We start from the raw sequence: 12,355 nt of genomic DNA, 5'->3' as shown, positions 1-12,355 counted from the left end.
TTGTCTCCCTCAGCGGTAAATCGCGTCAATGTCGATAAGTTCAAGCTGCGGATGCGCCAGCGTCGGTGCAGCCAACGAGGTGGTGGTGTAGAGGGCATCAATGCCATTGGCAAACAGGTGCTCAACACCTTTCGAGAAGATGCCATGCGTCACGTACAGACTGACACTGCGCGCTCCGGCATCACGTAACACCTGCGCCGAACCAATGAAGGTGCCGCCCGCGTCGCACAGGTCGTCGACAATCAGCACATCCCTGTCCTTCACGTCTCCCGCCACCAGCGAGAAGCCGGTCAGATTGCCGCTCGCCACATCGCGTTTTTTGCTCAAAATGGCGTACTCTGCTGCCCCTGCGGCTCTGGCCACAGCATCGATTTTCTTCAGCGACCCGGCATCCGGTGCCACCAGCATCAGCGCATGTTGTTGAAACTGACGGCGCAGAGTCGCGCTTTGCATCAGGCAGGCTTCCTGTGGCACAGCGATCATGTTATCTATCGCCGCCGCTGCAGCGTCGCTATGCGGGTCGAGCACTTTCACCTTGTCGAACTTCAGCGTGTTGAGCTGACGGGCAAAGACTTTCAGTGCAAAGCTGTCACCGGTAACCATATGGCGGTCCTGACGCGCCCACGGCAGCCAGGGAAGTTCAAGATGACTCACCAACACATCCGTCTGATGACGTACCGCCTCAACCAGTTGCGCCAGCAGCATGAAATCGTTCATATCACGCATCGCCGCTGCGCGAATGCGCATCAGACGAGCGGAGGGCGGTAACGTCTCCGTCACCTTCAGCCAGACAGCGCCATCCGGAAAAACACCGCTGGCAATGGCGTAGACCTGCTCATCCAGCGTTAATGTCAATTTTTCGCTCATATCTCATCCCGCCCTTAATTGTGTCCCTTCGACACAATTAATAATGTCCTTAAGACACATATTAAGCAAGCGCAAAATTGATTAATTTTTCACAGAGAAGTTAATCAGCTGATAAGTAATGGAAAAAAACGCGCCTTGCCGCCTGATGTTGTGCTGGTACACTTGTGAACGTTCCACATCACCGTGAGTGCCTTATGACAACCGAAGCCGACTATCTGAACCAGTACGATGCCAGCCGCTTTCCTTCTCCCCTGGTCACAGTGGATAGCGTGTTGTTCACCCTGCATGAACAAACGCTGTGTGTCCTGCTGGTCGAACGGGCAAAGCAGCCGCAGAAAGGGCGCTGGGGATTGCCTGGCGGTTTTATTGATATGGCACGCGATGATTCCACCCGCGCGACGGCGTTACGTAAGCTGACAGAAAAAACAGGGGTTTCCCCTTCATGGCTGGAGCAACTGGATACCGTCTCCGGACCCGACCGCGACCCGCGCGGCTGGAGCCTGACCGTCACCTGGTTCGCGCTGATCGCCTGGGAAGATTGCGCGCCGCATATCGCCAGCGTTAGCGACGCCCGCTGGGTGCCGGTCGACAAGCTTGCCGAATATCCTCTGGCGTTCGACCACGAGAACATCATTGCCTCAGCGCTGCATCGCCTACGGCAAAAAACGATGTACTCGTTACTGCCCGTCTACTGTCTGCCGGCGTCGTTTACCCAGGGTCAGTTGCAGGAGGCGACCGAAATCATTCTGGGTCAGGCCATTCAGCGTAAAAGTCTGATTCGCCGTTTTGAGGCGTCGGGCATGTTTGAAGAGACAGGGGAAAGTGCGGCGACAGGGACGCGTAAAGCCCGTCTCTGGCGGCGTAAACCCGGGGTGGACATCCATCTTTTCTCACGTAACCTCCTGACTGACTAAGCGTAAAATCACATATTGGCTAACCTGCCAGCCGTGTGCGCGGTATAGTTATTCTTCCCGATGATTAATTGCTCTGGTGCTATGGTTGAAATCACCCCCACAGAAATGACCCCGACCGACGCTGATTCGTATGAGTTCCGCCCGATGCGCGGCATCAGCAATCGCCATCTACAAACGATGCTCCCACGACTGATCCGCCGTAAAGTGCAGTTCAGCCCACACTGGCAACGCCTGGAATTACCTGACGGCGATTTTGTCGATCTGGCATGGAGTGAAGATCCGCATCAGGCGAAGCACAAACCACGTCTGGTGGTGTTTCATGGTCTTGAAGGTAGTCTGAACAGCCCGTATGCCCACGGACTCATAGAGGCCGCACAAAAGCGTGGATGGCTGGGTGTCGTGATGCACTTTCGCGGTTGCAGCGGCGAACCCAATCGCCTGAATCGCATTTATCACTCCGGGGAAACGGAAGACGGCACCTGGTTTTTACAGTGGCTGCAACACGAGTTTGGTCGTGTTCCTACCGCGGCGGTTGGCTATTCGCTCGGCGGCAATATGCTGGCCTGCCTGCTGGCGAAAGAAGGTCGGGGGATTCCTGTCGATGCGGCAGTGATTGTCTCTGCACCTTTCGTGCTTGAAGCCTGCAGCTATCACATGGAAAAAGGGTTTTCGCGCGTTTACCAGCGCTATCTGCTCAATCTGCTCAAAGCCAACGCGTCACGCAAACTGGCGGCCTATCCCGGCACGCTCCCTGTCAACCTGGCGCAGCTAAAAGCGGTACGGCGTATCCGTGATTTTGATGATCTGATTACCGCCAAAATTCACGGTTTTGCTGATGCGATAGACTATTATCGTCAATGTAGCGCCATGCCGTTGCTCAATCAGATCGCCAAACCCACGCTGATTATTCACGCGAAAGACGATCCGTTTATGGACAGTCATGTGATCCCGAACCCCGAGAATCTTCCGCCGCAGGTAGAGTATCAATTAACCGAGCATGGCGGGCATGTCGGCTTTATCGGCGGGACGCTGCGCCGCCCTGAAATGTGGCTTGAATCGCGAATCCCTGACTGGCTCACCACGTATCTGGAAGCATAATCATGATGATCCCCTGGCAGGAGTTGTCCCCTGAAACGCTGGATAACCTGATTGAAAGCTTTGTATTGCGCGAAGGCACCGATTATGGTGAACATGAACGTTCGCTTGCGCAAAAAGTCGCCGACGTCAAACGTCAGCTACAGTGTGGCGAGGCCGTTCTGGTGTGGTCCGAACTCCACGAAACGGTCAATATTATGCCCAAAAAGCAGTTGCACGAGTAATTCGCCGCTGAGGGCCGACTATACTAAAACGAGTGTTTATTCATGGAGTTGTTATGTCTGCCAAACATCCGGTGATTGCGGTAACAGGGTCCAGCGGCGCGGGGACCACCACCACCAGCCTCGCGTTCCGTAAAATTTTTTCACAGTTAAATCTGCGCGCCGCCGAGGTGGAAGGCGACAGTTTTCATCGCTATACACGCCCGGAAATGGACATGGCGATCCGCAAAGCGCGGGACGCCGGGCGGCATATCAGTTATTTCGGCCCCGAAGCCAATGATTTTGGTCTGCTGGAACAAACGTTCAGCGAGTACGGACAAGTGGGTAAAGGCCAGTCGCGGAAATATCTGCATACCTACGATGAAGCAGTACCGTGGAATCAGGTGCCGGGAACCTTCACGCCGTGGCAGCCCTTACCTGAACCGACCGACGTCCTGTTCTATGAAGGGCTGCACGGCGGCGTGGTGACGCCGCACCATAACGTGGCGCGCCATGTGGATTTACTGGTTGGCGTAGTACCGATCGTTAACCTGGAGTGGATACAGAAACTGATCCGCGACACCAGCGAACGTGGGCACTCCCGCGAGGCGGTGATGGATTCGGTGGTTCGCTCAATGGATGATTACATCAACTACATCACCCCGCAGTTCTCCCGTACGCATATTAACTTTCAGCGCGTGCCCACTGTGGACACCTCGAATCCCTTCGCGGCAAAAGGCATCCCGTCATTAGACGAGAGCTTTGTCGTTATTCATTTTCGTAATCTGGAAGGGATCGATTTTCCCTGGTTGCTGGCGATGCTTCAGGGTTCATTTATTTCTCATATCAATACATTAGTCGTGCCGGGCGGCAAAATGGGACTGGCGATGGAGTTGATTATGCTGCCGCTGGTTCAGCGACTGATGGAAGGCAAAAAAATCGAATAATGCGCAGCGTTGCCGGATAAGCGTCACGCCCTCCGGCAACCTGAGATCACGCGGCAATCACTTCGTATGAGTGCGTGATATTCACCGCTTTTTCCAGCATCAACGCAACAGAACAATATTTTTCTGCTGAAAGATCAACAGCGCGCGAAACGGCGGCATCTTTCAGATCATTGCCGGTCACAATGAAATGCAGATTGATATGGGTGAACAGGCGCGGCGCCTCTTCACGACGCTCGGATGTGAGCTTCACTTCGCAGTTGGTCACGTCCTGGCGCCCCTTTTGCAAAATAGACACCACATCAATCGCACTGCAGCCACCCGCGGCCATTAACACCATTTCCATCGGACTCGGCGCTTTATCACCGGAGTTACCATCCATCAAAATCTGGTGGCCGGAAGCAGACTCTCCCAGGAAGGTTAGCCCTTCGACCCATTTCACACGCGCTTGCATATTTCGTAACTCCAATGTTTCAATTTTCCTGACAGATTACGCGGACATAACAAATCTCGCAATGGAAGGCGACCTGCATCATGCTGAAGCGAGACACCAGGAGACACACGGCGAAAGCTATGCTAAAACAGTCAGGATGCTACAGTAATACATTGACGTACTGCATGTATGCAGAGGACATCACATTACAGGCTGCAGTACATTTTTAGCAGCCCCCTTCCCTGGCAGCGGGAAGCATATTTTGGCAACCCCAGAGACAGCGTCGTTTTCTGGCTCTGGAGACAGCTTATAACAGAGGATAACCGCGCATGGTGCTTGGCAAACCGCAAACAGACCCGACTCTCGAATGGTTCTTGTCTCATTGCCACATTCATAAGTACCCGTCGAAGAGCACGCTGATTCACCAGGGTGAAAAAGCAGAAACGTTGTACTACATCGTTAAAGGCTCAGTGGCTGTGCTGATTAAAGACGAAGAAGGGAAAGAGATGATCCTTTCTTATCTGAATCAGGGCGATTTCATTGGCGAATTGGGCCTGTTTGAAGAAGGCCAGGAACGCAGTGCATGGGTACGTGCAAAAACGGCCTGTGAAGTCGCTGAAATCTCCTACAAAAAATTTCGCCAACTGATCCAGGTGAACCCGGATATTCTGATGCGCCTGTCTTCCCAGATGGCTCGTCGCCTGCAAGTTACGTCTGAAAAAGTCGGCAACCTTGCCTTCCTCGACGTAACTGGTCGTATCGCTCAGACTCTGCTGAACCTGGCGAAACAACCCGATGCGATGACTCACCCGGACGGCATGCAAATCAAAATCACCCGTCAGGAGATCGGTCAGATCGTTGGCTGTTCTCGCGAAACCGTTGGTCGTATTCTGAAAATGCTGGAAGATCAGAACCTGATCTCCGCGCACGGTAAGACCATCGTCGTCTACGGCACTCGTTAACCCCGTCGAAATGGCGTATTACCCTGTAATGCGCCATTTTTGTTGGCACCGATGTGGCGAAGACTGATTTATCACCCTGAAATCAACTACGCACTGCGGCAAACGCTGGTGCTGTGTTTGCCTGTGGCGATCGGCCTTATCATTGGCCAGTTGCATCTGGGATTGCTCTTTTCTCTCGTTCCCGCCTGCTGCAACATTGCCGGGCTTGATACCCCCCACAAACGCTTTTTCAAACGCTTAGTCATTGGCGCATCGCTGTTTGCCGGATGCAGCCTGGTCATGCAGCTACTGCTCGCGCAAGCAATACCGCTACCGCTGATTCTGACAGGTTTAACGCTGATTCTTGGCGTGACGGCGGAACTCAGCGCCTTGCATGCCCGACTCCTGCCTGCCTCGCTTATCGCCGCTATTTTCACGCTAAGCCTGGCTGGTAACATGCCCGTCTGGGAGCCGTTGCTGATCTATGCCCTGGGCACCCTGTGGTACGGGCTTTTTAACTGGTTTTGGTTCTGGCTCTGGCGTGAACAACCGCTACGCGAGTCGCTCAGTTTGTTGTACCGCGAGCTGGCCGACTACTGCGAAGCCAAATACAGTCTGCTCACCCAGCACGCCGATCCTGAAAAAGCGCTGCCACCCTTGTTGGTGCGCCAACAGAAAGCGGTAGATCTCATCACCCAGTGTTACCAGCAAATGCACATGCTGTCGGCGCATCACAACAATGAATATAAACGCCTGCTGCGGGCCTTCCAGGAAGCGCTGGACTTACAGGAACATATCTCGGTCAGCCTGCATCAGCCGGAAGAGGTGCAAAAACTGGTCGAACGCAGCCATGCGGAGCAGGTGATTCGCTGGAACGCGCAAACGGTCGCTGCGCGCTTGCGCATCCTGGCGGATGACATTCTGTATCACCGTCTGCCGACTCGCTTTTCCATGGAAAAGCAGATTGGCGCGCTGGAGAAAATCGCCAACCAGCATCCCGATAACCCGGTGGGTCAGTTCTGTTACTGGCACTTTAGCCGCATTGCCCGTGTATTGCGGACCCAACGCCCACTCTATGCCCGCGACCTGATGGCGGATAAACAACGCCGACTCCCGCTGATCCCGGCGCTAAAAAACTATCTGTCCTTCAAATCGCCCGCTTTGCGAAATGCCGGGCGCATCAGCGTCATGCTGAGTATCGCCAGTCTGATGGGCAGCGCGTTACATCTGCCGAAACCGTACTGGATCCTGATGACGGTGCTGTTTGTAACGCAAAACGGCTACGGCGCGACGCGGGTTCGCATACTACACCGTTCGGCGGGCACGCTGGTCGGGTTGGTGATTGCGGGTGTGACGCTACACTTCCACATCCCTGAAGGCTTCACGCTGGCGGGCATGCTGGTCATTACGCTGGTGAGCTATCTGATCATTCGTAAAAACTACGGCTGGGCAACGGTCGGGTTTACGGTCACTGCGGTGTATACCCTGCAATTGTTGACGTTAAATGGCGAGCAGTACATTGTGCCGCGGTTTATTGATACGGTGATTGGCTGCCTGATCGCGTTTGGCGGAACGGTCTGGCTGTGGCCGCAGTGGCAGAGCGGTCTGTTGCGCAAAAACGCCCACGATGCGCTGGAAGCCGACCAGGAAGCTATACGCCTGATCCTCAGCAGCAATCCACAGGCAACACCGCTCGCGTATCAGCGTATGCGTGTCAATCAGGCGCACAACACGCTGTACAACTCGCTGAATCAGGCCATGCAGGAACCCGGATTTAACGCGCACTATCTGGCAGATATGAAACTGTGGGTAACGCACAGCCAGTTTATTGTCGAGCACATCAATGCGATGACAACGCTGGCGCGGGAACATACGATGCTGACGCCAGACCTTGCGCAACGCTATCTGGAATCGTGTGAAATTGCGCTCCAGCGCTGCCAGCAGCGTCTGGAGTATGACGGACCGGGCGGCTCTGGCGATGTGAATATTCTGGAAGCGCCAGAGATGCTCTCCCATGGGCCATTAAGTACCCTGGAACAACACCTGCAGCGCATACTGGGCCACCTGAACACCATGCACACCATTTCGTCGGTCGCCTGGCGCCAACGGCCTCACCACGGGATCTGGCTCAGCCGTCGGTTACGGGATATTAAGAGCTAACGACTTTCGCGACGGCCTGCGCGAAACGCTGCATTCCCTCGTCGATATCCGCCTCTTCCACCACCAGCGAAGGGGCGAAGCGCATCACATCCGGACCGGCATTCAGCACCATCACGCCTTCATTCGCGCCCGCATAAAGAAACTCACGCGCTCGTCCCTGATATTGCGGCTTCAACTCTGCCCCAATCAGCAGTCCCATCCCGCGAATGTCGCTGAAGACGTCGTATTGCTCGTCAATTTTCTGCAAATGCTGAACAAATTTCTGCCGTTTCGTCTGAATACCGTCCAGCACATCTGGCGTATTAATAATATCGAACGCTGCGCCAGCAACCGCGCAGGCCAGCGGGTTACCACCGTAGGTGGAACCGTGAGAACCAACGTGAAACGCAGAGGCAATCTCCTGCGTGGTCAGCATAGCGCTCACCGGGAACCCGCCGCCAAGCGCCTTGGCGCTGGTCAGAATATCCGGCGTCACGCCATAGTGCATATACGCAAACAGGGAGCCTGTACGCCCCATACCGCACTGCACTTCATCAAAGACCAGCAATGCCTGATGCTGGTCACACAACTCGCGCAGTCCTTTCAGGAACTCGGGGGTTGCCGCCGTTAATCCCCCTTCCCCCTGGATGGGCTCCACCACCACCGCGCAGGTATGGTCATCCATCACGGCTTTCACCGCATGGAGATCGTTAAAGGGAACATGGACGATGTCAGCCGGTTTCGGTCCAAAACCATCGGAATACTTCGGCTGGCCGCCAACCGTTACGGTGAACAGTGAGCGACCGTGAAACGCGTTATGGAAGGCGATGATTTTGGTTTTGAACGGACTGTGACGCACGCAGGCGTAGTGACGCGCCAGTTTGAAGGCCGTCTCATTCGCTTCTGTACCCGAGTTCATGAACAGCACGCGTTCTGCAAACGTCGCGTCGATAAGCTTACGCCCCAGTCGTAGCGCCGGTTCATTCGTGAAGACGTTACTGGTGTGCCACAACGTTTCGCCCTGGGTTTTCAGCGCCTCAACCAGCGCCGGGTGACAATGCCCCAACGCTGTTACTGCAATCCCGCCAGCAAAATCAACGTATTCCTTTCCTTGTTGATCCCAAACGCGGCTGCCTTTGCCTTTTACCGGAATAAACTCCGCCGGTGCATAAATCGGCAGAATAACCTCATCAAAAGTCGCGCGTGTAATTGCAGTTTGTTCAGTTGCCATCTTATGACCACCCAGTTATGCAGAAATTAACGTGAAATTATAATCACAAAATATGCATAAAAAATCATTAGATAGCAACCACAAATCAGCGCTGGAGGAAATTTGCCAGTAGCTGATGCCCCTGCTCGCTGAGAATGCTTTCTGGATGAAACTGGACACCTTCCAGATCCCATTCCCGATGGCGAATGCCCATAATTTCCCGGGTTTCACTCCAGGCGGTGACGTCAAAACAGGCGGGTAGCGTGGCCGGGTCAATCACCAGAGAATGGTAACGCGTCACACACAATGGCGTCGGCAACCCCAGGAAAACCCCCTGACCGGTATGGGTTATCGGTGAGGTTTTACCATGCATGACTTTAGCTGCCCGAACGATGGTCGCGCCAAACGCCTGCGCCATGGCCTGGTGGCCCAGACACACGCCCAGGATGGGCAGCCGTCCGGCATAATGGCGAATCACATCCAGCGAAATTCCGGCCTCGTTGGGCGTGCAGGGGCCAGGAGAAATCACGATCTTTTGCGGATTGAGTGCGTCGATTTGTGCCAGCGTCAACTCGTCATTCCGTTTGACCAGCACGTAAGCGCCAAGCTCGCAAAAATACTGGTAGAGGTTCCAGGTGAAAGAATCGTAGTTGTCGATTAGCAGGATCATGGCGGCTCCGGTACGTTAGAACCGCGCTATTCTACTCAGTTTCCTCAGCTTCGCTCACCACTTTACGAAATATTGCCTGCAATGCCGAAAGGTCGCCCATGGCGCCACTCTGGTTGGCCTGATTCCATTCATCCACCTGAATACCGTCCCAGGTCAGCGTGTAACCAGCATGAATCGCCAGTTGTTCAAAGAAGATGCGCTGAGCCAGACCACTGCCAATACGAAACGGATGCAGCATATTGATCTCGCAATAGTAATGCGCGAGCCTGACGACGAATTTCTCTTTCGGCAATCCGAGCAGATACCCTTCTTCTTCCAGATCCTGCATCAGGGCATTGCCCTCTTTTTCGATCCAGGCAAAATGGCAGAAAGGCGTGTCCCCCTGATAGATATCCACTTCACGTAACTTTCCCGCCCAGTCGAAAATGTCCTGATAGAGTTGGCGATGAATAGCGCACAGGTAGGGTAAACCACGGACCCGCGGCCCCAGTTCGATGGTCGCGGCGCGTAACGCCGTCAGTTCATATGCCGCCAGCTCCAGACGCTGAACCTGGTGGATGCCTAAACGGTTACGCATGACATCGAGACCATCGTAAAGATAGGGGTCGCGTCCTTCACCGAATTTATCGCTCATAGTGCCTCCTCAACGCCTCAAGACGTACAAGGGCTTCCTCAGCGGTCAGAGTAACCAGTGGGGTTTCAACACCTTCAAGACGGCGACTGGCCTGGAAATTGGCGTTTCGCAGATGTTTCCAGAGACGAGATTTTTGTTTATCGGTGAGCTTTTTCACGTGACCTCCCTGAATGCGCCTTCACTTGCCACAAGTATAAGCAGCAATTTCGGGTTACGCAGAGGTCGGGAATAGCGCGGGTATCAACAACCCGCGCAAAATGCGATTACGGCAGAACTTTCGCGGAAAGGATAACAACCGGTTTTGACGGAACATTTTGATAAGGGCCCACGTCGTGGGTCTGGACCTGAGAGATTTTGTCCGCCACATCCATGCCTTTCACGACTTTACCGAAAACGGCATAGCCGAAGTCACGCTGGCCGTGATCGAGGAAAGCATTGTCCGCGATGTTGATAAAGAACTGGCTGGTGGCGCTGTCTTTGTCGGCCGTACGCGCCATCGCAATGGTGCCACGGGTGTTACGTAAACCGTTATCCGCTTCATTTTTGATTGGCGGGTTAGGTTTCTTCTGCTGCATTTGTTCGTTAAAACCGCCGCCCTGGACCATAAAGCCGGGGATCACACGGTGAAACGTGGTGTTATTGTAGAAACCACTGTTTACATAATCGACAAAATTTTGTACTGAAACAGGCGCTTTCTGGCTATTCAGCTCCAGCTCAATATTACCGGCAGAGGTTGTCAGCAGAACGTGTGGATCACCTTTCGCTGCCAGCGCTGCAGGAGAGAGAGCGGAAAGAGCGAGAACAGCTGCAACAGCCGCCAGAGTCGATTTGAGCATGAGATTTCCTTAACGGGAGCAGAAACAAAAGCAAGTGGATTGATTCTAAAGAGCCTTCCATGACAAGGCCATCCCTTTACTTAATTTTACGTATCGAATCCTCCTGTCATTTCAGGTCGTCTAATTTTTTGTGACAAATGTCACTTTAAAAAATGCAACAGCTGAATCAATTACTAATAAATATTTAAATGCGTCACTAAAACGCCTAAAATCTGCCCGCCCATTGCGCTGTCAACGCGCTTTACACCTCTATACACAGGCCAGTCATGACTAACAGCAATCGTATCAAGCTCACATGGATTAGCTTTCTCTCCTACGCCCTGACAGGGGCGTTGGTAATTGTCACCGGTATGGTGATGGGAAACATTGCAGATTACTTCCATCTGCCTGTTTCCAGTATGAGCAACACTTTCACCTTCCTCAATGCCGGTATTTTGATCTCTATCTTCCTCAATGCCTGGCTGATGGAAATTGTCCCGCTGAAAACACAGCTGCGTTTTGGATTTATCCTGATGCTACTGGCGGTTGCCGGACTGATGTTCGGCCATAGTCTGGCGCTGTTTTCTGCCGCCATGTTTGTTCTGGGGCTGGTCAGCGGCATCACCATGTCGATCGGTACGTTCCTGATCACGCAGATGTACGAAGGTCGTCAGCGTGGTTCACGACTGTTGTTTACCGACTCTTTCTTTAGCATGGCTGGGATGATTTTCCCGATGGTCGCCGCCTACCTGCTGGCACGCAGCATTGAGTGGTACTGGGTTTATGCCTGCATCGGTCTGGTCTATGCGGCCATTTTCATTCTGACCTTCGGGTGTGAATTCCCGGCGCTGGGTAAACATGCACAGCAAACCGAAACCCCTGTGGCGAAAGAAAAATGGGGCATCGGCGTGCTGTTCCTGGCCATTGCAGCCCTGTGCTACATCCTCGGTCAGTTGTGTTTTATCTCCTGGGTGCCGGAATACGCCAAAAGCCTGGGCATGAGCCTGAATGATGCCGGTACGCTGGTCAGCGATTTCTGGATGTCGTACATGTTCGGGATGTGGGGATTCAGCTTCATTCTGCGTTTCTTTGACCTGCAGCGCATTCTGACGGTGCTGGCAGGTCTGGCAACCGTGCTGATGTACCTGTTTATTACCGGCACACCAGAACATATGCCGTGGTTTATATTGACGCTGGGCTTCTTCTCCAGCGCCATTTATACCACCATCATCACTCTCGGTTCACAGCAGACCAAAGTCGCCTCGCCAAAACTGGTTAACTTTATTCTGACCTGCGGCACCATAGGCACGATGTTGACCTTTGTGGTTACGGGGCCAATTGTGGCGCACAGCGGCCCGCAGGCGGCGTTGATCACTGCGAATGGTCTGTATGCGGTCGTCTTTGCGATGTGTTTTATCCTCGGATTCGTCACCCGTCATCGTCAACATAACGTCCCGGCAGCCCACTAAGTTCTCCTGCCCCTTTTCGTCCTG

13 protein-coding genes and 1 pseudogene are annotated in these 12,355 nt (G+C 53.7%); 7 read left to right on the top strand and 7 right to left on the bottom strand.

Annotated elements, in window-relative coordinates; translation table 11 throughout:
• Positions 1–9: 9 nt before the first annotated feature.
• Complete coding sequence (prs, locus tag JM656_RS01590) at positions 10–867, bottom strand: ribose-phosphate diphosphokinase (protein ID WP_203359761.1); 858 nt, start codon at positions 865–867, stop codon at positions 10–12.
• A 194-nt stretch (positions 868–1,061) separates the two neighbouring features.
• Between prs and JM656_RS01585 the strand changes: the two genes are divergently transcribed.
• From JM656_RS01585 to JM656_RS01570, 4 genes and pseudogenes are all read left to right on the top strand, one after another.
• A complete protein-coding gene (locus JM656_RS01585; RefSeq protein WP_203359760.1) occupies positions 1,062–1,781 on the top strand; it encodes an NUDIX domain-containing protein in 720 nt (239 codons plus the stop codon).
• Positions 1,782–1,816: 35 nt separating this feature from the next.
• Positions 1,817–2,879: pseudogene (locus JM656_RS01580) on the top strand (hydrolase).
• 2 nt (positions 2,880–2,881) lie between these two features.
• Positions 2,882–3,100 (top strand): YheU family protein, encoded by a 219-nt coding sequence (locus tag JM656_RS01575; protein WP_203359758.1) that lies wholly within the window; start codon positions 2,882–2,884, stop codon positions 3,098–3,100.
• A 53-nt stretch (positions 3,101–3,153) separates the two neighbouring features.
• Entirely contained in the window at positions 3,154–4,023 is an 870-nt protein-coding gene (locus tag JM656_RS01570; RefSeq protein ID WP_203359757.1) for a phosphoribulokinase, read from the top strand.
• Positions 4,024–4,069: 46 nt separating this feature from the next.
• Here the strand turns inward: JM656_RS01570 and JM656_RS01565 are convergent, their stop codons facing one another.
• Positions 4,070–4,474: an OsmC family protein gene (locus JM656_RS01565; protein ID WP_192614277.1), complete on the bottom strand. Its 405-nt coding sequence runs from the start codon at positions 4,472–4,474 to the stop codon at positions 4,070–4,072.
• 308 nt (positions 4,475–4,782) lie between these two features.
• Between JM656_RS01565 and crp the strand changes: the two genes are divergently transcribed.
• Both crp and JM656_RS01555 read left to right on the top strand, forming a co-directional pair.
• Positions 4,783–5,415, top strand: coding sequence for a cAMP-activated global transcriptional regulator CRP (crp, locus tag JM656_RS01560; protein WP_000242758.1), 633 nt, complete (start codon positions 4,783–4,785; stop codon positions 5,413–5,415).
• 51 nt (positions 5,416–5,466) lie between these two features.
• Positions 5,467–7,554 (top strand): YccS/YhfK family putative transporter, encoded by a 2,088-nt coding sequence (locus JM656_RS01555; protein ID WP_203361193.1) that lies wholly within the window; start codon positions 5,467–5,469, stop codon positions 7,552–7,554.
• On the opposite strand, the gene JM656_RS01550 is transcribed toward JM656_RS01555, so the two are convergent.
• The 5 genes from JM656_RS01550 to ppiA form a co-directional block, all read right to left on the bottom strand.
• Positions 7,544–8,764 carry an aspartate aminotransferase family protein gene (locus tag JM656_RS01550; RefSeq protein WP_203359756.1) on the bottom strand — a complete coding sequence of 407 codons (1,221 nt, stop codon included), beginning with the start codon at positions 8,762–8,764 and terminating at the stop codon, positions 7,544–7,546. The two genes, JM656_RS01555 and JM656_RS01550, sit on opposite strands and share 11 nt — an antisense overlap.
• A gap of 85 nt (positions 8,765–8,849) precedes the next feature.
• On the bottom strand, positions 8,850–9,413 hold the full coding sequence (pabA, locus tag JM656_RS01545) for an aminodeoxychorismate synthase component 2 (RefSeq protein WP_203359755.1): 564 nt from the start codon (positions 9,411–9,413) through the stop codon (positions 8,850–8,852).
• Between the two features lie 31 nt (positions 9,414–9,444).
• Positions 9,445–10,047, bottom strand: a complete 603-nt coding sequence (locus JM656_RS01540) for a putative adenosine monophosphate-protein transferase Fic (RefSeq protein WP_203359754.1) — start codon at positions 10,045–10,047, stop codon at positions 9,445–9,447.
• Positions 10,037–10,204 carry a YhfG family protein gene (locus JM656_RS01535; RefSeq protein ID WP_203359753.1) on the bottom strand — a complete coding sequence of 56 codons (168 nt, stop codon included), beginning with the start codon at positions 10,202–10,204 and terminating at the stop codon, positions 10,037–10,039. Before JM656_RS01535 ends, JM656_RS01540 begins: the two co-directional genes overlap by 11 nt.
• Before the next feature lie 106 nt (positions 10,205–10,310).
• Positions 10,311–10,883 carry a peptidylprolyl isomerase A gene (gene ppiA / locus JM656_RS01530; protein WP_162383502.1) on the bottom strand — a complete coding sequence of 191 codons (573 nt, stop codon included), beginning with the start codon at positions 10,881–10,883 and terminating at the stop codon, positions 10,311–10,313.
• A gap of 266 nt (positions 10,884–11,149) precedes the next feature.
• Here ppiA and tsgA point away from each other — a divergent pair, with 266 nt between their 5' ends.
• Entirely contained in the window at positions 11,150–12,331 is a 1,182-nt protein-coding gene (gene tsgA / locus JM656_RS01525) for an MFS transporter TsgA (protein WP_203359752.1), read from the top strand.
• The last annotated feature ends 24 nt before the right edge of the window (positions 12,332–12,355 follow it).

The sequence above is a fragment of the Citrobacter sp. R56 genome (assembly GCF_016811995.1).
GTDB classification, from domain to species: Bacteria; Pseudomonadota; Gammaproteobacteria; order Enterobacterales; family Enterobacteriaceae; genus Citrobacter_D; species Citrobacter_D enshiensis.
Note: the sequence above shows the minus strand (reverse complement) of the source record. Positions and strands in the feature narration are given on the sequence as shown.